The organism is Methylomonas sp. Uni0011 (assembly GCF_056850255.1).
The window spans coordinates 1-23,790 of the sequence record NZ_JBVVNO010000003.1 but is presented as its reverse complement, the minus strand read 5'-3'; the positions used below and the strand labels follow the sequence as shown (position 1 = coordinate 23,790).

The window sequence follows — 23,790 nt, the reverse complement described above, 5'->3', positions numbered from 1 at the left end:
GGCCGCCAGACCATGGAGAATAAGCGGCACTGATATACACTTTGACGGACTACGGCCGCGTTTACGACACTCCATGAAGCTCCTGCCCCGCTGGATAATCGGACTGAAAATCATTGGCTTGGCGCTACTTTACGCCGGCTTGGCCAAGCTGGTATTGGCTTTTTTTTCCGACCGCGGAAACGTCACACTGATCTGGTTTCCGGCTGGCCTGGGGCTGGCAGCATTTTTGTTGAATGCCAAACATTATTGGGCCGGCGTACTGTCAGGCGCTTTCATAGCGGGTTTATTGGTCGGCGACTCGTGGACAATCTCGGCCTTTATTGCGGCCGGCAACACTCTGGAATCGTGGATTGGCGCTTGGCTCCTGCTTGGCAACCCCGGTTTTTCGATCAAACTGCGCCACCCGAGCGACTTCGCGTGGCTGGCCGTCACCGGCGCGGTTGCCGCCTGTTTCAGTGCGCTGATCGGGCCGATGGCGTTGTTGCTGGGCGGCTACCTGACCCAAGACCAGTTGTTTCCGAGCATGCTGCATTGGTGGATGGCCGATTTGTTTGGTATCGCTTTAGTAACCCCTTGCATTCTGATTTGGCGAAAATGGCCAACTGGCTGGTTCGTCGTCAAACGTCTGCCGGAAACTGCGACCTTCTTGGCGCTGAGTTTTTTCAGCGGCCAAGCGATATTTCTGAGTTGGTGTCCGGATGTAATCAGCGGTTACGCCCGCGGGTATTGGACTTTTCTGTTTGTGGTTTGGGCGGCGGCTCGCTTCGGACGCCACGGCGTCATGCTCCTGATTGGCATGACCGCGATCCAGTCTCTGTGGGGATTGGAACGCCAGTGCGGCCTGTTTGCCTCCGGCGATTTGCAAGCCGGTCTGCTGAATATTTGGCTCTATTTACTGGTCCTGGCCTGTGTCGGCATTCCGTTGGCGTTAATGCTTTACGACCGCGAGCAAAAAGCCCAAGCACTGCAAGAAAGCGAAAACCGCCTGAGCTTTGCGTTGCAAACCATAGACACCGGCGCCTGGGATCTCGACCTTGAAACAGAAACCGTGATGCGCACTCCGATCCACGACCGGATTTTCGGCTACGACGACCTGTTACCGGTCTGGACTTACCAAACCTTTCTCGGTCACGTCGTATCGACATACCGGGACACCGTCGACCAAGACTTCCGCCACGCCCGCCGCGACCGCAGCAATTGGAATTTCGAATGCAAAATTCGCCGATTGGATGGCGAAATTCGCTGGATTCGCGGTTCCGGTCGCCACCATAGCCTATACCCAAGAATGACGGGGATTATCCAGGACATCACGCTTCAAAAACTTGCCGACGAAAACCGCCAATTGGCCATGCTTTTCTACCAGAATTGCAACGAGGGGATGATGATTACCGAAGTGGATGCGACGATTGTTTCGGTCAATCCGGCTTTCAGCGAGATTACAGGCTACGAAGCGGCAGACGTCATTGGTAAAAACGCCAGTATTCTCGGTTCCGGCCGCCACGATTCCGGATTCTTTCAGGACATGTGGCAAACCATCAACAGCCTGGGCCAGTGGCACGGGGAAATTTGGAACCGTCGTAAAAACGGCGAACTATACGTCGAACAACTCAGCATCAATACCGTTTTCGATGCCAACGGCTTGCCGCTACGCCGCATCGGCCTATTTTTCGACGTAACCCAACGCAAACTTAACGAAGAACAATTACGCAAACAAGCCTACTTCGATCCTTTGACCGGTATCGGCAACCGCCGCATGTTCTACGACCGATTGGACCAGGAAATCAAAAAAGCTCATCGCAGCGGCCTGTTTCTGGCATTGCTGCTGATCGACATCGACAAGTTCAAGGAGGTGAACGACCGCTTGGGCTACACAGCCGGAGACCACATTTTACGAGAAGCGGCACAACGCATCTTGCGTAGCGTCAGGGAAACCGATTTAGTCGCGCGAATGGACGGTGTGGAATTCGGGCTGATCCTGACCGATCTGGAAAAAATCGATCATATCGAACGCATCGCCGACACGATCAGCCAAAAACTCGGCGAGCCGTTTGTGGTTGACGAGCAAGCGCAGGATTTACAATTGTACTGCCGTATCGGGATTGCGGTGTGTCCCGACGACGCAGACGCCGCCGACCGCTTACAGCAAGTCGCCGCACAAGCGCTGAAAAGCAGCGCTCCGGCCGGCCATGCCTTCGCCAACATGACGGACGAAATTTAAGGCGGAAAGCCTTGTTGACATCTAATGCGAATCAGCAAATACGCTGCTTCGGAAACTGGCAACGGAAGCGGCTACCCCGCCCCAACTGGCTGTCGATATCCAATTTGGCATCGTGCCTTACCAGCACGTGCTTGACAATGGCCAATCCCAAACCGGTACCAACGATCTTCTGGTTGCGTTTCACATCGACTCGATAAAAGCGCTCGGTAATCCTCGGAATATCGACTGCAGGGATACCCGGCCCGAAATCTTCGACTTCCAAAAACGCCCCGCCATCGGCGCTGTCTTGCCAAACGACCTTGACGGGCGAAGTCGCCGGCGAATATTTCAACGCGTTGACCAACAGATTGCTGAAGGCACTGCGCAGCTCGGAGGCGTCACCCAGCAGGTTGGCGCCACTGGCGACATGCAATTCGACGCGGCGTTCGTCCTTTTCCAGTAAATCGCTCTCCTGACAAACCTCATGCAATAACGCGGCTACGGCTACCGACTCCGACTTCTTCTGCTTACTTTCCAACCGTGCCAAGAGCAATAAGTCGTCGATCAAAGCCTGCATGCGTTCAGTCTGGGCTGCCATGTTTTGAAACGAGCGGCTGTAAACCCCACTGCCGCTGTCCATTTCCTGTAGCGTTTCCAGATAACCGCGCAACACGGTCAACGGCGTACGTAGTTCGTGCGAAACGTTTGCCACAAAATCGGTACGCATCCGTTCGATGTTTTTTTGCAATGTGATGTCCTGAGCCATCAACAATCGCAAACCCGAGCCGTACGGCACGATCCCGATCTGCAAAAACATGTTTTCATTGACCGGCGACGGGATGCAAATCTTGTGGCGGTAATCCTGCTCTTTTAAATACTGGATGAACAAGGGATGACGAACCAAATTGGGAATACGTTGACCGTTGTCGGACTTTTTCAAACCCAAAAAATCATGCGCGACTTTGTTGCTCCATTCGATTTCGCCGTAGCTGCCCAATACGACGACCGCATCAGGTAAGGCGCCAGTGGATTTGCGAAAGCTGTCCAGCATCTTGCCCAGCTTTTTCTTACGCCGCTTCTGACTCTTCCTGATTTTATAGACGTGATAGTAAATATCGCTCCAGATTCCTTTGAAATCGGGCTTTTCGCCTTGGCCGCCCTGGCTCAGCCAGCGTTCCAATTTATTGATGCTTGCCGTCTGGCTGATATGCAGGTAAGAAATCACGAGCAATAGCAATTCGCTCAAATGACCAACAAAGACGCTGGCCACAAAAGCCGGCACGACCAGCGCGATCGCAATGTTTCTTTCCCGCCGCCAACGCTGCATGTAAGATTAATTCGCTAAGGAAAACCGGTAACCGAAGCCGCGTACCGTTTGTATCAGTTCTTCGCGGCCGTATTCCGCCAGAATTTTGCGCAGGCGGCGGATATGCACATCCACCGTGCGTTCTTCGATGTAAACGCTACGCCCCCAAACTTGGTCCAGTAGATGGGTACGGCTGTAGACTTTGTCTGGATTGGTCATAAAAAACTGCATCAGTCTGAACTCCGTCGGGCTGACTTCCAGGCTTCGACCGTCTATCGTCAGCTTGTGCTGCTCGGCATCCAGCGTCAAGTCGCCTATGCTCAATTGACCCGATTCGGAGAGTTTGCCGCTACGCCGCATTACGGCCTTAATCCGGGCAATCAATTCCCGGGGCGAAAAGGGTTTGGTGATGTAGTCGTCGGCGCCGATCTCCAGGCCGCGGATCTTATCCTCTTCCTCGCCGCGCGCCGTCAGCAAAATGATTGGCAGATCCTTATAGCCAGGTTCGCTTTTCAGGCGTCTGGCCATTTCAACGCCGCTGATTCCGGGCAACATCCAATCCAGCACAATCAAATCCACCATATTATCCGCCAGACTTTCCCGCGCCTGCTCCGCACTGGCTACCGCCAACACTTTAAACGACGCTTGCTCCAACACCATCACCAGCATTTCCCTAATGGCGTCTTCGTCTTCCACAACCAGGACGTTCAAATTCGACATAGTCATCTTAAGTGTAATGATTCCGAGAATATGCGGAATTTAGCAGCGCTATATTACCTTTTTATGACAAAAAACTCGGCACCAAGCGTGCCTGAACCGACAAAGCCACAGCCAATAGCTTGAATGGAGTTCCGCCAACTTTCCGCGGGCGCATGCTGCTATTGAGCACACCATCGACTTAGCCGCAGAGCTGAGTTCGAACCGAGCATCTGACGCTGGGAGAAAAATTGAGCCTTTTCCACCAAACACCGCCTGAAACTCCGGGCCAGGTTACTCATTAAGTTACTCCCGACCAGCTATTGGAGGTGAGGTTAAGCGGCGACAACTTAAAAACCGTTTGGCTAATAGTGTCGCTGGAGCTCTGTCTGGAACCAACTAGCAAGCAAAGCCCATTACCCTAGACTAGGCTCTGCATAAACGCCGTCGCCACTTGAGGCTTTCGGCGGTAAGCAGGGGGAAGACTACTCTTCAGCCAAATATTGCCCCGGAGCCAGCGGTGTTTCGTAGCGCACGCCCTCCGGAAAATACGGTTCCGGATTCGAGGCAATTTCGCGTGCAGCCAGAAACTGCGCGTAATAGTTCCGGGACGCAAAACCGAATGCCGGTCCATCGTAAGTTTCCACGATTTGAGCGAAATCCCTGCCAACCTGATTTTGTGCCCGTTTCATACCACCGATACCGTGATTGTAGGAGGTAACCGCAGCCGGCCAGTCGCCCAGTTTTCCATACGCATAACTCAAATATCGCGCGGCACCGTTTGCCGACGCGAAAGGATCGAAACGTTGATCGACTACACCACCGCCGGGCATAAAGGTTTTAGCGGCTGCTTTGGTGAACTGCCACATGCCGACCGCACCGGCCGAGGACTTGGCGCCCGGTTGAAATGAGGATTCGACGTGCGGCAGATAGGCCAAGTCTTCAGGCAAACCGGCATCGCGGAACACTTTTCTGAACTGCAAATCGTAACGCCCGCTAATTTCCAACCCGCGCTTAAACCGCTCACGCGTCCCGCGCTGCGAACGCACCCGAGCATCTGCACCAGCCAGCACACTGGACAAAGAACGCCCGTTGGCTTCCAGTTTCGCAATCAACAGCCTATCCCCGGGGGTCAAAGCCGCGCCGTAGCGCAATTTGCTTTCCAATCCCGCTAATTGCGCCTTCCAGTAATCACGCCGCTGACTGATCAGATCTTTTTGTTCGACGGTCAGACCTTCCGCAACGTAACCGGGCAAGGACATGACTTCATAAATCACGTCCAAATAGCGGTCGTCGTGGAAAGCGACTTCGGAACGCTGCCAGACTGCATAGGTTTTACGCCAGAATTCCACGGCCGGCTCCAACGACGCCGGCTTCAGAAAAACCCCAGAATAGCTGGCAGGCCGGTAGCTCTGAGGCGGCGCTTGGTAAGCCTGGCGCTGCGGTACGTAATTGGGACGGGCAGTGGCAATTTTATCGCGCTTGACCGGTGCGCCGCCGCAAGCATTCAGTAGAATTGCCGCAACCGTCAGTAATGATATGCGCAAGAAAAGTCGATTCATTTTTGCTTTTGGATTCCGATTTAACGCTGAGAGCTCAGAGCACTGTCGTCAAGGTTATTGACCAGCATTCTTCGAATACTTTCAATAAATAATAGCGCTCATTTCGAATCGAGGTGAAGATTAAATTCGAAAATAGGCCGCATTTTTTCGCAAATGCGACAAAACGGGTTTGGCAGCAATCACTCACGCTAGAAGATCATATGCACTTGGCGTTCGCAGCGCTATCATACAGCGGCCGGACCGACGTTCGGGGAGCAGTCAAAACAAACACTTGTACGCGCTTAAGCAGACTCGAGGCCGGAACTTTCGACCTTTTCACAGTACCCAAACAGTGCATCTTTAGAAGTGACGACATATCGACAAAAGGTAGCTTGGATTGAGTTTATCCTCACCCGTCAGACCACCAGGAGGGATATTATGAAACCGATTTCAAAGCCGCTAACCTTTTGCTCGCGTTGCGGTGACGACATCACGGCCGACGAATTGCAGTTTTTGCCGGATACGTCTCTGTGCGCGCTGTGCAGTAATATTGTTTCGGAAGCGATTGAAATCCATGCGACCAAACAACCGAAAGCCAAAACCGTCATACGCCTCGCCCGCAAACCGAAACCAAGAACCTGTTCTCCAGTTTAATCCGACGGCATACTCTCCACTGCATTCATCCGGCTACAATCGGCATTAAAAAACCGGCCCAACCGTCAAGGCTTCGGGCCGGTTTTTTAGCCAAGATCACTGCTTCAGATTTTTGTAGCCTTCTTCGCTCTCGCGCATGATTTTCTGGCCTTCTTCAATCAAATTCCGCCCTTCGTCGATTTTGATCTGACCCTCGCGCTGCATGGCCTGCCCGCGCTCGACCATTTGCTTGCCTTCCTGCCAACGACTGCCCAATTGAGCGATGCCCTGGCTGTCGCGTAGCATTTGTTCGCCAGACAAGATCTTTTCGGCGGACGCTTTCGGCGCCGGCTCGCTGGCGCAACCGCCGAGTAGCAACGCCGAAACGGGCATGATAAGGGAAACCAGCAGATAGTTGTTATTGCGCATGATCATGTCCTCTTGTTACGCAGTAAAAACAAAAATTAAACGGAATATTGCAAAACAGTGCGAACTGTTGCAACGGTTTTTTCAATCCACCCTCCCGCCGCCGCTTGGCTTAGCGTGACCTCATGTAGCTGACATACAACCCGTAACCAATCAATACCGACGTCAGCCAGACAGCCACCAGTGGGCCAATCACACCGTCGTAATAGGTGTTGACCAGATAAACCGAATCAGCCTGCAAATTGACGTTGCACAAATCCCGACTGAGTTTGATCTGCCAGACCCACCCGGCATGACAGCCAATCGACCACCCCAATCCTTGCCCCTCACGACTTCTTAGTACGGCGAGGAATAGTCCGACCGCGAATAAAGCAATAAAGGCACTAACGATTGCCGGATTGAACCAATTGGCAAATGCCTCGGCAAGCAACGGCAAGCCGCTAAATGGTGTGATATCGGCATAAGCGATTGGCGTCGAACTTTTCAAGAAATGCAACGCGGCATAGTACAGCGAACTGGCAAACATAGCCGCATACAACGGCATTTGCCGGCGCAGGCCGCTCAACAGCAAACCGCGAAACAACAATTCTTCGCCGACGGCGATCAACATCGCCAATAGCAATGCCAGCAAAGCTTTACCAGCAAACGCTTCCCAAGCCCAAATCCGGCTATCGTCCCAGACATGCACTTGCAGCAGGTACAAAATCAGCAAGACCGGTAGCAAAGTGACCAAACTCAATGCAAAACCGTTGCCGACTTGCTTGAGAAAATGGGGCAACGGCGCGAATCCCAAATCCGTCCAACTGAGTTGCAGATACTTTTTTAACGGAAATACGCTGAGCAGCAGCAATACCAGCGTAATTTTGCTGACAACCTTGGCCAGGGACAAAACGTCTCCGGCCAGCTTCAGCACAGCGTAACCCAGCACGCTGGCCAGCATCGCCAGCATTACCAACAACAGCAAAGGCGCCAGAGCGGAAGCCAACCCGCGCATCAACGAAAATCACCCCATAAGGTTTGCACGGCGGCCAACGCGGCCAGCACCGCGGTTTCGGTGCGCAAAATTCTGCCACCCATTCTAACCGGGATGAAGCCGGCCGCTTTGGCGTACTCGCGTTCCTGCTCGCTAAATCCGCCTTCCGGCCCGGACATTAAAGTCACGCCCTGGCCCCCCGGATTAAGTTCGGAGAACACTTGCTTGGCATAAGGATCCAAAAACAACTTGAGCCCGCATTGACCGTCGACCCAATCAGCTAATGCGAGCGGAGGATCTAATTCCGGCAAACGCGTCCGCCCCGATTGCTCGGCAGCATGTTGAATGATGCTTTGCCAATGCTGTTGCCGTTGTTGCTTCTTGTCGTCGTCGAACTTGATCACGCAGCGCTCGCTAATCAACGGCGTCAAACTGGCCACACCCAATTCGACCGCTTTTTGCACGGCCCAATCCATCCTGTCGCCGCGCGAAATACCCAACCCCAGATTGATCGCCAGCGGCGACTCGACTGAACGGTCGATAAATTGTTCGACGGCCACGCTTACCCGCTTCCGGCTCACTTCCTCGAGCCGGCAGCGGTATTCGCCACCACGGCCGTTGAACAGCACGATCTCCTGATCCTGTTTCAATCGCAGCACCGTGCGCAGGTAATGTCCGGCCGCATCGTTCAACTCAATATGTCGACCAACGTTCAGCGCCAGGTCAACGTATAAGCGCGATACCCGCATCAGTCTTGCACCGCCAATTGAATGCCTTGCCAGGCCGTATCCACCATCAGCTCTATCTCCTGTTCGGTTATCACGTAAGGCGGCATGAAATAAATCACGTTGCCGAGCGGCCTTAACAATACCCCTTGCGCCAGCGCATGGCGGTAAACCCGCAATCCGCGCCGCTGCTGCCATGGATACGCTTCTCGGCTCTGTTTGTCTTTTACCAATTCGATCGCGGCAATCATGCCGGTTTGCCGGACTTCGCCGACGTTAGGGTGATCGCGAAAACGATCCAGTGCGTTTGCCATCACCGCCGCCAAATTACGGTTTCTGCCCAAAACGTCCTCAGTTTGGAATATGTCGATGGTCGCCAGCGCCGCTCGGCAGCCCAAAGCATTACCGGTGTAACTATGGGAATGCAGAAATGCGGTCAAATTTTGATAATCGTCGTAAAACGCCTGATAAATCGAATTGCCGGTCAAGACCGCCGACAACGGCAAGTAGCCGCCGGTCAAACCTTTGGAAAGACAGATGAAATCGGGGCTGATGCCGGCCTGCTCGCAAGCGAACAGGGTGCCGGTCCGCCCGAAGCCGACCGCGACCTCATCGGCAATCAAGTGCACGCCGTATTTATCGCAAGCCTCGCGCAACATTTTTAAATAGAAGGGATGGTACATGCGCATATTGCCGGCACACTGTACCAGCGGTTCGACGATGACAGCGCAAGCCTGATCCGCGTGCTCGGCTAGCGTCCGATCCATGTCGGCGAACCGCCGAATCGAGTAGGCCTCCCAACTTTCGTCGGGCTCACGGTAGTAACAGTCCGGCCCGGGAACCGTGATGACCTCCATCAACAGCGGCCCGTAAGTCTCCTTGTACAACGCGACATTCCCAACCGCCAAAGCCCCCAGGGTTTCGCCGTGGTAACTGTTTTCCAGCGTGATGAATTTGGTTTTTCCACTTTGACCGAGATTACGCCAATAATGAAAGCTCATCTTCAGCGCAATTTCGATTGCCGACGAGCCGTTATCGGCATAGAAGCATTTATCCAGGCCCGGCGGAGTTATTTCCACCAGCTTTTCCGCCAAGTCCAGCGCCGCTTGATGGGTAAAACCACCCAGGATGACGTGTTCCAGCGTGTCGAGTTGAGTCTTGAGCGCCTGGTTGATGCTGGGATTGCTGTGACCGAACAGATTCACCCACCAAGAACTGATGGCGTCCAAATAGCGCTTACCGTCGAAATCTTCCAGCCAGACCCCCTGACCGGACTTGATCGGAATCATCGGCATATTGCGCTCGTGATCCTTCATCTGGCTACACGGGTGCCAGAGCACGGCGAGATCGCGTTCGACAATGGTTTTATTGTTCATGGCTGACACAAAAAAGGGGCTTGCGCCCCTTTATAGCGGATTAATGCCCGTTTAGTAACGGTAATGTTCCGGTTTGTACGGACCTTCGACCGGCACGTTGATATAAGCGGCCTGCTCCGGCGACAACTGGGTCAATTTCACGCCGATTTGCGCCAAATGCGAGCGCGCCACTTTTTCGTCGAGTTTTTTCGGCAGAATGTAGACTTTGTTTTCGTAAGCCGACGCGTTGGTCCACAGTTCGATCTGTGCCAATACCTGATTGCAGAACGAGTTGGACATTACGAAGCTCGGGTGGCCGGTTGCGCAACCCAGATTTACCAAGCGGCCTTCGGCCAACACAATGATTCGCTTACCGTCCGGGAAAATCACGTGGTCGACCTGCGGTTTGATGTTTTCCCAGGTGTAATGGCGCAACGAAGCGATATCGATTTCGGAATCGAAATGACCGATATTGCAGACGATGGCCTGATCGCGCATCGCTTTCATGTGGTCATGGGTGATGACATGGACGTTACCGGTCGCGGTGACGAAAATGTTACCTTGTGAAGCGGCTTCGTCCATCGTTACCACGCGATAGCCTTCCATCGCCGCCTGTAACGCGCAAATCGGGTCGATTTCGGTAATCCAAACGGTAGCACCCAAGCCGCGCAGTGATTGCGCACAGCCTTTACCCACGTCCCCATAACCACAGACGATGGCAATTTTGCCAGCGACCATCACGTCAGTGGCACGCTTGATGCCATCAACCAAGGATTCGCGGCAACCATACAGGTTGTCGAATTTGGATTTGGTTACAGAGTCGTTGACGTTGAACGCCGGTACTTTCAAACTGCCTTTGGCAACCCTTTCGGTCAAACGCAATACGCCGGTGGTGGTTTCTTCCGACAGGCCTTTGACGTCTGCCATCAGCTCCGGAAACTTGTCGTGCATCATGTTGGTCAGGTCGCCGCCGTCGTCCAAAATCATGTTCGGACGCCAACCGTTAGGGCCCAGAATGGTTTGTTCGATGCACCATTCGGCTTCGGCTTCGGTCTCGCCTTTCCAAGCAAATACCGGGATACCGGCTGCGGCAATCGCCGCTGCGGCATGGTCTTGAGTAGAGAAGATGTTGCAAGACGACCAGCGCACTTCGGCACCCAGGGCAGTCAAGGTCTCGATCAACACCGCGGTTTGAATCGTCATGTGCAAGCAGCCGGCAATGCGGGCGCCTTTTAACGGCTGCTGAGCACCGTATTCGGCGCGCAAGGCCATCAAACCTGGCATTTCGGTTTCAGCGATTTTGATTTCCTTACGGCCCCAATCGGCCAGAGCCATGTCCGCTACTTTGTAATCGGTTTGAGTCATTTGAGTTTCCTGATCCTGAATTTAGATGCCAGCCGCGTCTTTCAAAGCCTCGGCTTTGTCGGTTTTTTCCCAGCTGAAGGTCGCTTCGTTGCGGCCAAAGTGGCCGTAGGCCGCGGTCGGGCGGTAAATCGGTTTCAACAAGCCGAGTTGAGCGATCAAGCCTTTCGGACGTAAATCGAAGTGTTCGCGGACGATTTTGACCAAACGTTCTTCGTCGATTTTGCCGGTACCGAAAGTTTCGATGCTGATCGAGGTCGGCTCGGCAACGCCGATGGCGTAAGACACCTGGATCTCGCAACGTTCGGCCAGGCCGGCGGCCACGATGTTCTTGGCCACATAGCGTCCCATATAGGCCGCCGAACGGTCGACTTTGGATGGATCTTTACCGGAGAAGGCACCACCGCCGTGACGAGCCATACCGCCGTAGGTGTCGACGATAATTTTACGACCGGTCAATCCGCAGTCACCGACCGGACCGCCGATGATGAACTGGCCGGTTGGATTGATGAAATACTTGGTGTCTTTATGCAGCCATTCTTTCGGCAGCGTCGGCAGGATGATTTCATCCATCACCGCTTCTTCGAGCTGTTTGCCGCCGATTTCCGGCGAGTGCTGAGTAGACAATACCACTGCATCAATCGCTACCGGCTTGTTGTTTTCGTAACGGAAAGTCACCTGGCTTTTAGCATCCGGGCGCAACCACGGCAGGGTTTTATTTTTACGAATCTGCGCTTGCCGCTCAACTAAGCGGTGAGCATAGGTAATCGGTGCTGGCATCAGCACGTCGGTTTCGTTACTGGCATAACCAAACATTAGGCCTTGGTCGCCGGCGCCTTGTTCGTGGTTTTCGGATTCATCCACGCCCATGGCGATGTCAGCAGATTGTTTGCCAATTGCGTTTAACACCGCGCAGCTATTGCCATCGAAACCGATATCACCGGAATCGTAACCGATTTCGCAAACTACCTTTCTAACCAACTCTTCAGTATCGACCCAGGCGTTGGTGGTAATTTCACCGGCCAATACGACCATGCCGGTTTTAACCAAAGTTTCGCAAGCCACCCGCGAACGAGGGTCCTGAGCCAACAAAGCATCGACCACGGCGTCGGAAATCTGGTCCGCTACTTTATCCGGATGGCCTTCCGATACGGATTCTGAGGTAAAAAGGTAGTTTTTATTCACGGTTAACACCCTCGTCAAAAGAAAACTTGCGCGTATAAAAAAAGGCCGCTTAAACGGCCTGGTATCATGGTGGGCCCTGTAGGACTTGAACCTACGACCTGCCGATTATGAGTCGGAAGCTCTGACCAACTGAGCTAAGGGCCCGAAATTGTCGGTGTATCTACGACGCTACAACGCCTTACTCACCGTCGAGAAAACATCTCAATTGTTCGGAGCGCGACGGATGCCGCAACTTACGTAAAGCCTTGGCCTCAATCTGGCGAATCCGTTCCCGGGTAACGTCAAACTGCTTGCCAACCTCTTCCAGCGTGTGGTCGGTGTTCATGTTGATGCCAAAACGCATCCGCAGAACCTTGGCTTCCCGGGCGGTCAAGCCCGCCAAAACGTTCTGCGTCGATTCGCGAAGGCCGGCGATTGTAGCAGATTCGACAGGGGATAGCATCTTCGAATCTTCAATAAAATCGCCAAGATGCGAATCTTCGTCGTCGCCAATCGGTGTCTCCATCGATATTGGCTCTTTAGCAATTTTCAGCACTTTGCGAATCTTGTCTTCAGGCATTTCCATTCGTTCGGCCAACTCTTCCGGCGTTGCCTCCCGGCCAAGTTCCTGCAGAATTTGCCGCGACACCCGATTCAGCTTATTGATAGTCTCAATCATGTGCACCGGAATCCGAATGGTGCGAGCCTGATCCGCTATCGACCGGGTTATAGCCTGACGTATCCACCACGTAGCATAGGTCGAAAATTTGTAACCGCGCCGGTACTCGAATTTGTCGACAGCCTTCATCAAACCGATGTTGCCTTCTTGAATCAAATCCAGAAACTGCAATCCGCGGTTCGTATATTTCTTCGCTATCGAAATCACCAAACGCAAGTTGGCTTCGATCATTTCTTTTTTGGCTCGCCGAGCCTTGGCTTCGCCCAACGAAATGTTCCGGCAAATACTTTTCAGAACCGCAATGCTCAACCCGTAACGCGTCTCAAGTTCCGCCAATCTTTGTTGAGCTGCCTTAATCGCCTCTGCATTCTCGGCAAGCGTTCCGGCGTATGCAGCGTGGCTGTTGACAAACTGATTCAACCATTCGAGATTAGTCTCATTTGCTGAAAACGCATTGATAAAGTCTTTGCGCGGCAGCTTCGCTTTCTTGACGCAAATATCCAAAATGACTCGCTCTTCTTCACGAATAGCGGCCATCAACTCTTCGGAAACGGATACCATTTTTTTCAGGTATTGCGGAGTCCACTTGAACTCGCAGAATATCTCATCCATGGCATCAAACGCTTTTTCGGACTTATCGTGTCCGTATCCATGCTTTTTCACTGACGCGAACGCCGCTTTCAACGCCTTACGTAGCGCATCGACCTTCAGTTTCACTTCTTCGTAGTCGATAGTTTTAGACTCTTCTTCTGTCTCTTCGGCCGGCGCTTCCATTTCAATGCCGCTGACGTCGATATCTTCAACTTCGGTCAAGTCGACAAAGCCCATCACCAAATCGTTGAGGCGAACACCGGAGTCGTCGTCTTTCACCGAATCGAAAGCCTCGATAAACGATTCGACGATAAAACCGGAACGAGCAATCGCCCCGACAACCTGCCGCTGCCCTTCTTCGATACGCTTGGCAATTTTTAATTCTTCTTCACGGGTTAATAACTCTACAGACCCCATTTCGCGCATGTAGAGCCGCACCGGATCAGTGGTTCGACCGAACTCGCTGTCGACCGAAGCCAAAGCCGCGACTTCCGCAACCTCTTCGTCGTCGTCAGCGGTCACAACCGCATCGGAGGTAATCAGGGAATCGTCGTCGTCGGGCGCAACCTCATAAACCTGAATCCCCATGTCGTTGATCATCCCGATAATATCGTCGATTTGCTCGGGATCGATAATATCGCTAGGCAGGTGGTCGTTAACCTCGGCATAAGTCAAATAACCCTGCGCCTTGCCTTTCGCTATCAGTTGTTTTAATTGGGATTGCTGTTGTTCTTGATTCATTCTTTACTCACAATACGTTTTCAGCACCAAGCGCCGCAGAACAGGAAATTATAACGATAAACCCCGACCCGGTCACCTAAAAGCCATTGTTCGCACCGGCCACCGTCAAAACAAGAGACCCGCGCTGTTGCCCTTTAAAACATCACATCAGCTCAGTTCCCTAAAGCTTTTCTTTCAACAATTCTCTCAGCAACTCTCTCTCATCAGGCGCCAGACCTTCACGACCCTCCTTGTCTATCAGGCGATTCAGCATTTGCTCCCTGGTTTGCCGGCAAAGCTGCTGTAACGCCCCACTGAATTCAGCCTCTTCGCCCCCAGCCGGCACCCCCAACTCCAGCGCCGCCAACGCCTTTACCGTCTTTTCCTGAGCCGACCCGCGGAAAGCTTCCAACAAGATGGCGCTGTTTTCCGGCTTTTCAAGTGCAATAACCCGCAACACATCCTTGAGCACGGCGATACCAGAAAAATCCAACTCTTCAAGCTCGACACCCTGCCGTTCGAGCAAAATAGCGAGCCCAGGATGCTGCACCAACAGTGCGATAACTTTACGCGGAAGCGATAACCTGACCGAGTCCTTGACCGCTGGCGCATCGCCACGCCCACCCTTAAGTGTAGACCGCTTTTCGCCAAGGTCGATGACTCCGGGCACCGCCACCAAAGCCTGCAACCGTGCAAACATCATTTCCCGAAAAAAACCAGAAGGGACTTTATCCAGCGCCGGCTTGGCGGCAGCCAACACCTGCGCCCTACCTTCAACAGTCGCCCTATCGGCACCCGACCCAATATTTGCAAAAAAGTAATCGGACAAGACCTGCGCAGAGCCGATTCGTTCCAAAAAACTTTCTACTCCGTCCGACCGCAACAAAGAATCGGGGTCTTGCCCTTGCGGCAACAACATGATTTTGATCTGCCGGCCGTCGCGCAAACAGGGCAAAGACGCATCTACCGCCTTCCACGCCGCTTGCCTCCCGGCATTGTCGCCATCGAAGCAAAACACCAATTCGGAGGTGAAGCGAAACAGCAAATCGATCTGACTCTTTGACGTCGCCGTTCCGAGCGCAGCCACGGCATAAGCGATGCCGAATTGAGCCAAAGCGATAACATCCATATATCCCTCGACCACCAAAATCCGAGTCGGCTTGGAATTGCGCTGCAATAGCTCGCATAACCCGTAAAGCTCTTTACCTTTGGAAAAAACCGGAGTTTCCGGCGAATTCAGATATTTGGGCAGAGAATCATCCAGGACTCGAGCCCCAAATCCAATAACACGCTTACGTTTGTCACGAATCGGAAACATCAACCGCCCGCGAAACCGGTCGTAGATCTTTCCATCATCTCTGGCTACCAGCAACCCAGCTTCGCTCAACTCAGCGCGACTGAATCGTGTCAGCACCCCATCCCAACGGTCCGGCGCATAACCAAGCAGAAATTCCTCTGCTATTTCGCCGCCGACACCGCGCTTATTCAAATATTCTTGAGCCCGCCGCCCCTCCGGACTGGACCGCAATTGCTCGACGTAAAACCTGGCAACGTCCGCCAATACATCGTAGAGCCTTACCAACCCCTGCTTATCAGACACCGGCAGACTAAAACCGCCGCCCGCCTCCCGCGGCACATCCACTCCGGCAAAATTCGCTAAATCCTCGACCGCCTCAACGAAGCCCAAATGATTGAACTCCATCAAAAATCCGATGGCATTACCGCTAGCACCACAACCGAAGCAGTGATAAATCTGTCTCGCGCGATTTACGGAAAAACTAGGAGTTTTCTCGGTATGAAAAGGGCAGCGCGCAACGTAATTGGCACCTGACTTTTTTAAGGGGACGCGCGAGTCGATTAAATCAACAATATCGACCCGCACCAACAGATCATCGATAAACTGGCGAGGTATTCTGCCGGACATATTACCGACAGGACATTAGGCTATAAAACGCGCCTTGATTCGAGCACTAACGACCGCCATATCGGCCTTGCCTTGCATTTTCGGCTTCAACAAAGCCATGACGCTGCCCATCTCTTTCACCGAAGTTGCACCAACCTGAGTGACCGCCTCGACAACCATGGCATCTATTTCGGCATCGGTAAACTGCTGCGGCAGAAAGTCCTGTATTACCAGCACTTCAGCCTCCTCAATATCGGCTAGATCATGGCGTTCCGCATCACGGAACTGTTTGATCGATTCCCGGCGCTGCTTGAGCATTTTGTCGAGTACTGAAATGATTCGATCGTCGCTCAACTCGATCCTTTCATCAACCTCAACTTGCTTAATCGCAGCCAAGATCATACGAATCACACCGAGCCGAGCCTTGTCGCCGCTTTTCATCGCGGCCTTCATATCTTCCTTGATACGTTCCTTCAACACATCCATCTAACAGCCTTAAACCTGCGGACGACCGCGGCGCAAATTTTTCAGCGCATAGCGTTCGCGAGCCAATTTTTTCAGGTGGCGCTTTACCGCCGCCGCACCCTTGCGCTTACGCTCGGTAGTCGGTTTTTCGTAAAACTCACGGCGGCGCACTTCCGCCAAGACGCCAGCCTTCTCGCAGGCACGTTTAAAGCGGCGAATCGCGATGTCGAAATGTTCGTTTTCTTTAACTTTAACTGATGGCATTAGCAATAATCCGAATTGTGTTAGTATCTTTTCAAGCAATCGGCGAACCTTGCCCACCGAAAACGGCCGATTATACTCATAAATATCTTTTATTCCAAAAACTAATGTTTGTTCTCGGCCTAGAAACCTCTTGCGACGAAACGGCGGTCGCGGTTTACCACGCCAATCGAGGCTTGATTGCCCATACCCTGTTCAGCCAAGTTGCCACCCATGCCGAGTACGGCGGCGTAGTACCGGAACTGGCTTCGCGCGACCATATTCGCAAACTAGTACCGTTGATCAGAGCCGTACTGGCCGACGCCTCACTGCAAGCCACGGATATCGGCGGCATCGCTTACACGGCCGGCCCCGGCTTAATGGGTTCGCTACTAGTCGGCGCCGCCACAGCCAGAAGTTTGGCTTGGACCTGGCAGGTACCGGCCATCGCCGTCCACCACATGGAAGGCCATTTGTTGGCGCCCATGCTGGAGGACAATCCGCCAGCATTCCCGTTTGTCGCCCTGCTTATATCCGGCGGCCACACAATGCTGATCGAAGTTACCGGCATCGGTCATTACCGCTTGTTGGGCGAGTCGCTGGACGACGCCGCCGGCGAAGCCTTCGACAAAACCGCCAAGATGCTGGGGCTCGACTACCCCGGCGGCCCCAGATTAGCAAAACTAGCCGAACAAGGCCTGCCCCGCTTCAAATTTCCACGCCCAATGACCGATCGCCCAGGCCTGGATTTCAGCTTCAGCGGCCTAAAGACCTTTACCCTAAACGCATTGCACGAAACCGACCAATCGCCGCAAGACAAAGCCGACATCGCTTTTGCCTTTCAGCAGGCCGTTGCCGAAACTTTGACCATCAAATGCCGGCGCGCACTTCAAATCACCGGCCTGAAAACCCTGGTTGTTGCCGGCGGCGTCAGCGCCAACCGCGAAATTCGCCACCAACTTTCAGCTATGGCCGACAGCGCGAATACCCGGATCTATTTCCCGCGCCCGGACTTCTGCACCGACAACGGCGCTATGATCGCTTATGCCGGCGCCCAACGCTTGATGGCCGGACAAACGCAAAACTTGGAAATCTTTGCCCGGCCGCGCTGGCCGATGGAACAGCTGCCGCAGTTGTGATCAGGACTCCTGACCAACCAAAAGCCGCTGGATGTTGCTCTTGTGGCGCCAAAGCAAAATCAGGGATATAAAAGTAAACGTGGCCGTCAAATACACATCACCGACGATCAGCCAGGTGTAGATCGGAGCCAACGTCGCGGCCACCAGTGCAGATAACGACGAGATTTTGCCCAATTTATAGACGATAAACCAAGTTCCGGCGACAGCCACACCCAGCAGCCAAGCCACTCCCAACGTCACGCCCAACGAAGTCGCGACACCCTTGCCGCCTTTAAATTGAAAAAATACCGGATACAAATGACCGATGAAAGCGGCAAACACCACCGCGGACAATACCAAGCTATCGACCGCCAATGCTTTGGCAACCAACACCGGCAACAAACCTTTTAGCGCATCGCCGACCAGCGTAATCGCCGCAGCTTTTTTTCCGCCGATGCGCATCACATTGGTAGCCCCGGGATTGCCGGAACCGTTTTCTCGCGGATCGGCCAAGCCCATCATTTTACAGACAATAATCGCACTCGACACCGAACCGGCCAAATAGGCCAACGGCACCAACAACCACTCCATCATTCAAACAACCTCATATCAATACTTGTACAGCGCAGCCATTTCCTCGATACTGCGGCGATTTTGTTACGAAATATAATAACCGGAAAGCAACGATGGACATCATCTTTTTAGGCGGCCTCGAAATAGACACCGTGATAGGAATTTACGAGTGGGAACGGAAAATCAAGCAAAAAGTTATCTTGGACATCGAAATGGGCTTCGACATCCGCAAAGCGGCAGCCAGCGACGATATCGCCCACGCCCTCGACTATAAAACCGTCTCTGATCGGGTAGTGGAATTCGTGGAACGCAGCGAATTCTACCTGGTGGAAACCCTGATCGAAGAAATAGCCAATATTCTGCTGGGCGAATTCCAAATTCCTTGGGTAAAAATCACCTTGAACAAAAAAGGCGCCATCAGTCGAGCTCGAGATGTCGGCATTATCATCGAACGCGGCCAAAAATAGCCCATGCCCACCGGATACATCAGCATCGGCAGTAACATCGACAAGGAAACCCATATTCCGTCGAGCCTAAACGCACTGCGCGACTTATTCGGCGAACTAACGGTATCCAGTATCTACGAAAGCGAACCGGTCGGCTTCGTCGGCGACAGCTTTTACAACCTTGTGATTGGGTTTCAGTCCGATCTGCCGGCCAAAAGCGTCGCCAAATTACTTAGGCAGGTGGAACTTGACCACGGCCGCAGCAGGGACAGCCAAAAGTTTTCCGCCAGAACGCTGGACTTGGACTTGATCCTGTACGGCGATGAAATCATCAACGACGGTCGCCTGCAAATACCAAGGGATGAAATCGAAAAATATGCGTTCGTATTGGAACCGCTGGCCGAAATCGCACCTAACTTGACCCATCCCAATACCAAAAAAAGCTATGCCGAGCTATGGCACCAATTCGATAAAAAAGACGTCAAACAAAAAAAATTGACAGTGAATTCTCAGGCTTGAAACCGGCCCATAGATCAAAAGCCTGCAGCCGGACTGATTCCGGCTAACGGTATAAACTCCGCCCACCGTCAACGTTGATGGTTTGACCGGTAATATACCCGGCGTCTTGAATCAAAAACTTAACCGCCTTGGCTATGTCGTCAGCCTCTCCCTGGCGGCCCAACGCAATTTTACTCAAGATCGCCGCACGCTCTGCTTCACTGCCACCGTGTTCCGGCCACAAAATAGCTCCAGGCGAAACCGCATTGACCCTGACTTCAGGCGCCACATCTTTGGCCAGACAACGCGTCATCGCCAACAACCCGGCTTTGGCAATACTATAGACAGGAAAACCAGGCAAGCCGGTTTCGGCGTGAATATCGGCGATATTCACGATACAGCCTCGCCTTGCTCTGAGCGTAGGCAACAACGCCTGCGACAAAAAGAATGGCGCTTTCAGGTTAGCGGCAAAGACTTGCTCCCAATCCTGTTCGACCACCTTACCTACCGGTTGCGGGTAAAACACCGAAGCGCTGTTCACCAACGCATCCAGCCCGCCCCAGGTTGACGCAGCCACCGTTGCCAACCGTTCGACGTCAGTTACACTCTGCAAATCGGCTTTGACCGATACCGCCGAAGCGTAACGCAGATTATTTAATGCCTCGCACAGCGCTATCGCGTCGGACTCCGAACTTTTAAAGTGTAAAACTACGTTATACCCCGCAGCATGCAACATACGGGCGCAAGCTGCGCCGATGCGCCGGGCCGCGCCGGTGACAAGCACTACGTTAGGCATCCAAGCGTTCTAATTTGCCGAAATACTGGCTATTAACCTCTTACGAATCAAGATGCACGCCACTACGGCACAAGCTACCGGCACTTGGGTCAAGACCATTTCCATCACCGAATGTTTGGCAACCAATTTAGACAGGGGCTCCAGCACGAAAAATTTGGCCAGCCACCAAGTCAACCAATACCCCACCAAGCCAATGATCGACCAGTTAAGCAACGGCGCATTCTGGTTTTTTGCCGTCAGGTAAAACCAAACCAAGGTTAAGATTCCGAACAGCTTCGCTAAAAAATACATGCCCCCTCCATCCTCATCGTTTTATTGTTATGAAAACCGATCGTAAACAGCAAATTTCAATGTAATCAATTTGCATAGAAACATCAATCTCGTCGCCGGGCCAGCCAATGACTCCTTCCACTTCTAAGTTACCATCCCGAAGCCTATAATCGAGGGCGCTTGGCAATAATTACTATCAAATCAAGGGGGAACCATGCAAATTTCAAAAATTCTGATAGCAATATTGGCTCTCGGTTTCAGCCAACCGAGCTTGAGCCAATCGACCGGCCACATAGGCCATGGCGGCAACGCCAGCGAGTCAGGCTGTATTCGAGCCAAAGTCAGCCGCATCAAACCGGAACACCTGTCCAGCGTCGCGCCGGGCTCAGAATTTTCGTTTGCCGCGTCGGGTAGCAACGGCCCCGGCCACATCCACGTTAGCATTAAGCAACAAGCCGTTCCGATAACGGTGGAAGATAAAGATACGTTTTATCTGGTGAAAGGCAAATTGCCCGCTGACATCAAAAATACCACCGTCCGGGTATCGGTCAGTTTGAAAGCGAAATTCGAAAAATGCAGCGCCGAAGAAGGCTGGCTACTCAAAGTTTCGGATTAACAACACTCGGCGCCCAACTGACTATCTGGTGAAGGGCGCCGGGATCATCAAGGCCAATCCCACTCGAACAAGGTCCATTTATTGATGTTGGTGTTATCGTCCAAGTCGTTCTTCTTCACATCCATTTCACCGTCGCCGTTGGTATCGAGCATATAGTAAGGCGGCCCGACCTGGGGCTGAATCTTAACCATGTACAACTTACCGTTACGCCGGAACTCCTGAATCGTATCTTTACCTTTGCGAATAATGGTGATGTCCGGCTCCATTTCCTCGCCCGATTGCACCGGCGCCGGCAAATCGGGCGGCTCGGGCACCGGCGCCGGCTCATCCGGCGCCCCCCACGCTGCGACGAAGGGAGCGAAAACAAACGGTACGCAGCGAATTAAAAGGCGCATCGGAATCTCTGAGGCTAATTACGGTAGGCCATAATAATACAGTTTTCGCCTGCTGTATCGGCAACCGCCTGCTACCGACCGAAAAGACCGTGGGCACAAAAAAACCGGCAACTCACTGGAGATGCCGGTTTGCCGTCTCGCAAGACTTAGGCTTGCTTGCGCAAATATTTTTCGACGCCGGTAGTCCGGGCAAAGCCGGTGTCACTATCGCTCAACGCTTGTTTCGCCACGTATTTGGCTACGCCGGAAAGACCGACAGATTCCACCTGCCTGACGTCTTGCTTGGCCATGTATTTGGCAACCCCCGTGACCTCACCGGCCGCTTTTTCCTCCGCGTGATGTTTTGCCACGTATTTGGCTACCGAACTGAGCGGTTGCACCGGATTGACCGTCAGGCGTTGTTTAGCGACATATTTAGCCACCCCGGTAGGTGTGGGCATTTGTTTGGCCGCAATTGCTTGTTTTACCAAGTAACGCGCTACTCCGGTAAGAGGCTCTGCCTGGCTTTGCAACTGCACTTGTTTCGCCAAATATTTCGCCACTCCGGTCGGCTTAGGCGCACTCTCCTGGGCCGCGGCCTGCCGCGCCAGATAGCGATCGACGGCCGAGCCCTCGATAATCACTTCACGGTCGGCAATCAACTCTTCTTGTTGCGATTGGTTCATCAGAGCCTCGGCCTTCTCGGCTTGTAATTTCGCTTCGGCCTCAACGTAACGGGCCACCAGCGCGGCTGCCGCAGCCTTTTTCGCTGCCAGCGCCTGCTCGGCCAGAAACTTGGCCACGCCGGTTACCGGCTCCTGTTCTTTCAACAGACGTTCCTGGCGCATCAAGTATTTTTCAACCCCAGTGACAATCGGCGCATCCTTGTTTACCAAGGTTTGCTTAGCCAGATACTTGCTCACTGAAGTTGCCGATGGCGCATCTTTAGCCGCAAGGTCTTTTTTGAGCACATACTTGGCAACTCCGGTCACTGCCGGTTGCTGCGCCATATTCTGGCGGATCACATACTTGGCAACCCCCGTCACCCCTGGCTCTTCGCGATCATGCTTGGTGACATATTTGGATACGCCGGTAACAGGCGCGGACTTGGCTTGAATCGATTCTTTGATCAAGTACTTGGTAACCCGAGTCACCGGATTGTCGGCCTGCTGGCTAAGATACTTCTCGACGCCAGTTGGTACAGCGACAGCCACGGGTTCAATCTCGATTTCCGCGGCCACTTCTTCGATTTCTTCAACCTCTTCAACGACCGCCTCGATCTCAGTTGCCTCGACGACCGACTGCGCTGCCTGTTCAGCTTGCCGTTGCATTGCCAAATACTTGGCCACTCCTGTCAATGGCTCACCATTTTCGTCCACTTCCGGCTTTGGCGGTTCGAGTTTTTGCAAATAACGGGCAACACCGGTCAGTTGCGCATCGCCGACGCTTGAATCAGCATCCAGCCAGCTACCGTCGTCAGTAGGTTTGTCGAATAAAAAGCCGAATAAGCTATTCATCAAACTGCTTGTTGTCATTTGAGAATACTCCTGAATGTAATAATTTTTATATGTTGCGACCTACACACCAACTGCGGCGGACCACTACTAACAGAGTGCCATAAAACCGTTATTAACGCTACGATCCCGTGCCGCTGTAGACGATCTTGGGCTGAAAATTGGCAGCCGGAAATTTCGGATCGACCTCGGATTGCTGTGTCTGGTTAACGCATGGAGCCGCGCTACTCGCGGCGGCGGCAGAGTTGGCCGCAGCAGGCGCCACTTCAGCAACAGAAGAATCGCGATAAACAACTTTCGGCTGAAAATCCGCCGCCGGGTAATCAACAGCCCCTACGGACGGCGCGGCGAGCAGCGATACAACAAAAGCGACAGCGGCTAGTTTAGTGTCTTTCATATTCTCCACCTTACCTTACTATTCAAATATCCCCTTGCCGGCAAGCCGGCAAGGGGGGGCATACGACCTAGTAGTTTAAAGCACTGCTTCGACGTTAGCGACGACATTGTCCACGGTGAAGCCGAACTCTTTGAAGAGCTGGCCGGCCGGGGCCGATTCGCCGAAACGGTCCATGCCCACCACGCGGCCTTGGCTGCCGGCATATTTCCACC

At 53.1% G+C, this 23,790-nt stretch carries 26 protein-coding genes and 1 tRNA gene; 6 read left to right on the top strand and 21 right to left on the bottom strand.

Annotated elements, in window-relative coordinates; genetic code table 11:
• Positions 1–73: 73 nt before the first annotated feature.
• A complete protein-coding gene (locus AC0IM9_RS05355) occupies positions 74–2,218 on the top strand; it encodes a sensor domain-containing diguanylate cyclase (RefSeq protein ID WP_482803332.1) in 2,145 nt (714 codons plus the stop codon).
• A gap of 31 nt (positions 2,219–2,249) precedes the next feature.
• On the opposite strand, the gene phoR is transcribed toward AC0IM9_RS05355, so the two are convergent.
• The 3 genes from phoR to AC0IM9_RS05340 form a co-directional block, all read right to left on the bottom strand.
• Entirely contained in the window at positions 2,250–3,524 is a 1,275-nt protein-coding gene (phoR, locus tag AC0IM9_RS05350; RefSeq protein WP_140910897.1) for a phosphate regulon sensor histidine kinase PhoR, read from the bottom strand.
• Positions 3,525–3,530: 6 nt separating this feature from the next.
• Positions 3,531–4,223, bottom strand: coding sequence for a phosphate regulon transcriptional regulator PhoB (phoB, locus tag AC0IM9_RS05345; protein WP_140910923.1), 693 nt, complete (start codon positions 4,221–4,223; stop codon positions 3,531–3,533).
• 461 nt (positions 4,224–4,684) lie between these two features.
• Positions 4,685–5,746 (bottom strand): lytic transglycosylase domain-containing protein, encoded by a 1,062-nt coding sequence (locus tag AC0IM9_RS05340; RefSeq protein WP_482803331.1) that lies wholly within the window; start codon positions 5,744–5,746, stop codon positions 4,685–4,687.
• 432 nt (positions 5,747–6,178) lie between these two features.
• Between AC0IM9_RS05340 and AC0IM9_RS05335 the strand changes: the two genes are divergently transcribed.
• On the top strand, positions 6,179–6,394 hold the full coding sequence (locus tag AC0IM9_RS05335; RefSeq protein WP_482803330.1) for a hypothetical protein: 216 nt from the start codon (positions 6,179–6,181) through the stop codon (positions 6,392–6,394).
• 96 nt (positions 6,395–6,490) lie between these two features.
• Here the strand turns inward: AC0IM9_RS05335 and AC0IM9_RS05330 are convergent, their stop codons facing one another.
• The 11 genes from AC0IM9_RS05330 to rpsU all read right to left on the bottom strand — a co-directional run bounded on the left by AC0IM9_RS05330 (position 6,491) and on the right by rpsU (position 17,000).
• A complete protein-coding gene (locus AC0IM9_RS05330) occupies positions 6,491–6,802 on the bottom strand; it encodes a hypothetical protein (protein ID WP_140910900.1) in 312 nt (103 codons plus the stop codon).
• A gap of 109 nt (positions 6,803–6,911) precedes the next feature.
• A complete protein-coding gene (locus AC0IM9_RS05325; RefSeq protein ID WP_482803329.1) occupies positions 6,912–7,793 on the bottom strand; it encodes a CPBP family intramembrane glutamic endopeptidase in 882 nt (293 codons plus the stop codon).
• On the bottom strand, positions 7,793–8,521 hold the full coding sequence (locus AC0IM9_RS05320; protein WP_482803328.1) for a 16S rRNA (uracil(1498)-N(3))-methyltransferase: 729 nt from the start codon (positions 8,519–8,521) through the stop codon (positions 7,793–7,795). Before AC0IM9_RS05320 ends, AC0IM9_RS05325 begins: the two co-directional genes overlap by 1 nt.
• Positions 8,521–9,873 (bottom strand): adenosylmethionine--8-amino-7-oxononanoate transaminase, encoded by a 1,353-nt coding sequence (locus tag AC0IM9_RS05315; RefSeq protein ID WP_482803327.1) that lies wholly within the window; start codon positions 9,871–9,873, stop codon positions 8,521–8,523. Before AC0IM9_RS05315 ends, AC0IM9_RS05320 begins: the two co-directional genes overlap by 1 nt.
• A 51-nt stretch (positions 9,874–9,924) precedes the next feature.
• Positions 9,925–11,217, bottom strand: a complete 1,293-nt coding sequence (gene ahcY, locus AC0IM9_RS05310; protein ID WP_140910903.1) for an adenosylhomocysteinase — start codon at positions 11,215–11,217, stop codon at positions 9,925–9,927.
• A gap of 21 nt (positions 11,218–11,238) precedes the next feature.
• Positions 11,239–12,399: a methionine adenosyltransferase gene (gene metK, locus AC0IM9_RS05305; protein ID WP_140910904.1), complete on the bottom strand. Its 1,161-nt coding sequence runs from the start codon at positions 12,397–12,399 to the stop codon at positions 11,239–11,241.
• 67 nt (positions 12,400–12,466) lie between these two features.
• Positions 12,467–12,543: transfer RNA gene (locus tag AC0IM9_RS05300), tRNA-Ile, on the bottom strand.
• Between the two features lie 34 nt (positions 12,544–12,577).
• A complete protein-coding gene (gene rpoD / locus AC0IM9_RS05295) occupies positions 12,578–14,389 on the bottom strand; it encodes an RNA polymerase sigma factor RpoD (RefSeq protein WP_482803326.1) in 1,812 nt (603 codons plus the stop codon).
• Between the two features lie 160 nt (positions 14,390–14,549).
• Complete coding sequence (gene dnaG / locus AC0IM9_RS05290) at positions 14,550–16,292, bottom strand: DNA primase (RefSeq protein WP_482803325.1); 1,743 nt, start codon at positions 16,290–16,292, stop codon at positions 14,550–14,552.
• 15 nt (positions 16,293–16,307) lie between these two features.
• Positions 16,308–16,757 (bottom strand): GatB/YqeY domain-containing protein, encoded by a 450-nt coding sequence (locus AC0IM9_RS05285; RefSeq protein WP_140910907.1) that lies wholly within the window; start codon positions 16,755–16,757, stop codon positions 16,308–16,310.
• Between the two features lie 9 nt (positions 16,758–16,766).
• Positions 16,767–17,000, bottom strand: a complete 234-nt coding sequence (gene rpsU, locus AC0IM9_RS05280) for a 30S ribosomal protein S21 (protein WP_054760073.1) — start codon at positions 16,998–17,000, stop codon at positions 16,767–16,769.
• A 104-nt stretch (positions 17,001–17,104) separates the two neighbouring features.
• Between rpsU and tsaD the strand changes: the two genes are divergently transcribed.
• A complete protein-coding gene (tsaD, locus tag AC0IM9_RS05275) occupies positions 17,105–18,115 on the top strand; it encodes a tRNA (adenosine(37)-N6)-threonylcarbamoyltransferase complex transferase subunit TsaD (RefSeq protein ID WP_482803324.1) in 1,011 nt (336 codons plus the stop codon).
• Here the strand turns inward: tsaD and plsY are convergent, their stop codons facing one another.
• Entirely contained in the window at positions 18,116–18,688 is a 573-nt protein-coding gene (plsY, locus tag AC0IM9_RS05270; RefSeq protein ID WP_482803323.1) for a glycerol-3-phosphate 1-O-acyltransferase PlsY, read from the bottom strand. It abuts the gene before it with no gap.
• A 92-nt stretch (positions 18,689–18,780) separates the two neighbouring features.
• Between plsY and folB the strand changes: the two genes are divergently transcribed.
• Both folB and folK read left to right on the top strand, forming a co-directional pair.
• The gene (folB, locus tag AC0IM9_RS05265; protein WP_278209564.1) at positions 18,781–19,134 is read left to right on the top strand and encodes a dihydroneopterin aldolase; all 354 of its coding nucleotides are present in this window, start codon (positions 18,781–18,783) and stop codon (positions 19,132–19,134) included.
• A gap of 3 nt (positions 19,135–19,137) precedes the next feature.
• The gene (folK, locus tag AC0IM9_RS05260) at positions 19,138–19,632 is read left to right on the top strand and encodes a 2-amino-4-hydroxy-6-hydroxymethyldihydropteridine diphosphokinase (protein WP_482803322.1); all 495 of its coding nucleotides are present in this window, start codon (positions 19,138–19,140) and stop codon (positions 19,630–19,632) included.
• 43 nt (positions 19,633–19,675) lie between these two features.
• Here folK and AC0IM9_RS05255 read toward each other — a convergent pair whose 3' ends face one another.
• A complete protein-coding gene (locus tag AC0IM9_RS05255; protein ID WP_482803321.1) occupies positions 19,676–20,407 on the bottom strand; it encodes a pteridine reductase in 732 nt (243 codons plus the stop codon).
• A 9-nt stretch (positions 20,408–20,416) separates the two neighbouring features.
• A complete protein-coding gene (locus AC0IM9_RS05250; protein ID WP_140910913.1) occupies positions 20,417–20,698 on the bottom strand; it encodes a hypothetical protein in 282 nt (93 codons plus the stop codon).
• A gap of 193 nt (positions 20,699–20,891) precedes the next feature.
• On the opposite strand from AC0IM9_RS05250, the gene AC0IM9_RS05245 reads away from it, so the two are divergent.
• Positions 20,892–21,293, top strand: a complete 402-nt coding sequence (locus tag AC0IM9_RS05245; RefSeq protein WP_482803320.1) for a hypothetical protein — start codon at positions 20,892–20,894, stop codon at positions 21,291–21,293.
• Positions 21,294–21,340: 47 nt separating this feature from the next.
• Here the strand turns inward: AC0IM9_RS05245 and AC0IM9_RS05240 are convergent, their stop codons facing one another.
• From AC0IM9_RS05240 to AC0IM9_RS05225, 4 genes are all read right to left on the bottom strand, one after another.
• Complete coding sequence (locus AC0IM9_RS05240) at positions 21,341–21,688, bottom strand: DUF2782 domain-containing protein (protein ID WP_278209568.1); 348 nt, start codon at positions 21,686–21,688, stop codon at positions 21,341–21,343.
• 146 nt (positions 21,689–21,834) lie between these two features.
• Positions 21,835–23,202 (bottom strand): hypothetical protein, encoded by a 1,368-nt coding sequence (locus AC0IM9_RS05235; protein ID WP_482803319.1) that lies wholly within the window; start codon positions 23,200–23,202, stop codon positions 21,835–21,837.
• Positions 23,203–23,302: 100 nt separating this feature from the next.
• Positions 23,303–23,578 carry a hypothetical protein gene (locus tag AC0IM9_RS05230; protein ID WP_140910916.1) on the bottom strand — a complete coding sequence of 92 codons (276 nt, stop codon included), beginning with the start codon at positions 23,576–23,578 and terminating at the stop codon, positions 23,303–23,305.
• 75 nt (positions 23,579–23,653) lie between these two features.
• Positions 23,654–23,790: transketolase-like TK C-terminal-containing protein (locus AC0IM9_RS05225; RefSeq protein ID WP_482803537.1), on the bottom strand; the 137-nt coding region annotated here is incomplete at its 5' end.

Bases quoted from the DNA above. Each gene is read 5' to 3' on its own strand.
- AC0IM9_RS05315 (WP_482803327.1), bottom strand. From the start codon at position 9,873: ATGAACAATAAAACCATTGTCGAACGCGATCTCGCCGTGCTCTGGCAC.
- AC0IM9_RS05320 (WP_482803328.1), bottom strand. From the start codon at position 8,521: ATGCGGGTATCGCGCTTATACGTTGACCTGGCGCTGAACGTTGGTCGA.
- AC0IM9_RS05240 (WP_278209568.1), bottom strand. From the start codon at position 21,688: ATGCGCCTTTTAATTCGCTGCGTACCGTTTGTTTTCGCTCCCTTCGTC.
- AC0IM9_RS05325 (WP_482803329.1), bottom strand. From the start codon at position 7,793: ATGCGCGGGTTGGCTTCCGCTCTGGCGCCTTTGCTGTTGTTGGTAATG.
- folB (WP_278209564.1), top strand. From the start codon at position 18,781: ATGGACATCATCTTTTTAGGCGGCCTCGAAATAGACACCGTGATAGGA.
- phoB (WP_140910923.1), bottom strand. From the start codon at position 4,223: ATGTCGAATTTGAACGTCCTGGTTGTGGAAGACGAAGACGCCATTAGG.
- rpoD (WP_482803326.1), bottom strand. From the start codon at position 14,389: ATGAATCAAGAACAACAGCAATCCCAATTAAAACAACTGATAGCGAAA.
- AC0IM9_RS05335 (WP_482803330.1), top strand. From the start codon at position 6,179: ATGAAACCGATTTCAAAGCCGCTAACCTTTTGCTCGCGTTGCGGTGAC.
- ahcY (WP_140910903.1), bottom strand. From the start codon at position 11,217: ATGACTCAAACCGATTACAAAGTAGCGGACATGGCTCTGGCCGATTGG.
- AC0IM9_RS05285 (WP_140910907.1), bottom strand. From the start codon at position 16,757: ATGGATGTGTTGAAGGAACGTATCAAGGAAGATATGAAGGCCGCGATG.
- folK (WP_482803322.1), top strand. From the start codon at position 19,138: ATGCCCACCGGATACATCAGCATCGGCAGTAACATCGACAAGGAAACC.
- AC0IM9_RS05245 (WP_482803320.1), top strand. From the start codon at position 20,892: ATGCAAATTTCAAAAATTCTGATAGCAATATTGGCTCTCGGTTTCAGC.
- tsaD (WP_482803324.1), top strand. From the start codon at position 17,105: ATGTTTGTTCTCGGCCTAGAAACCTCTTGCGACGAAACGGCGGTCGCG.
- phoR (WP_140910897.1), bottom strand. From the start codon at position 3,524: ATGCAGCGTTGGCGGCGGGAAAGAAACATTGCGATCGCGCTGGTCGTG.
- plsY (WP_482803323.1), bottom strand. From the start codon at position 18,688: ATGATGGAGTGGTTGTTGGTGCCGTTGGCCTATTTGGCCGGTTCGGTG.
- AC0IM9_RS05230 (WP_140910916.1), bottom strand. From the start codon at position 23,578: ATGAAAGACACTAAACTAGCCGCTGTCGCTTTTGTTGTATCGCTGCTC.
- AC0IM9_RS05255 (WP_482803321.1), bottom strand. From the start codon at position 20,407: ATGCCTAACGTAGTGCTTGTCACCGGCGCGGCCCGGCGCATCGGCGCA.
- AC0IM9_RS05330 (WP_140910900.1), bottom strand. From the start codon at position 6,802: ATGCGCAATAACAACTATCTGCTGGTTTCCCTTATCATGCCCGTTTCG.
- AC0IM9_RS05235 (WP_482803319.1), bottom strand. From the start codon at position 23,202: ATGACAACAAGCAGTTTGATGAATAGCTTATTCGGCTTTTTATTCGAC.
- dnaG (WP_482803325.1), bottom strand. From the start codon at position 16,292: ATGTCCGGCAGAATACCTCGCCAGTTTATCGATGATCTGTTGGTGCGG.
- rpsU (WP_054760073.1), bottom strand. From the start codon at position 17,000: ATGCCATCAGTTAAAGTTAAAGAAAACGAACATTTCGACATCGCGATT.
- AC0IM9_RS05355 (WP_482803332.1), top strand. From the start codon at position 74: ATGAAGCTCCTGCCCCGCTGGATAATCGGACTGAAAATCATTGGCTTG.
- AC0IM9_RS05250 (WP_140910913.1), bottom strand. From the start codon at position 20,698: ATGTATTTTTTAGCGAAGCTGTTCGGAATCTTAACCTTGGTTTGGTTT.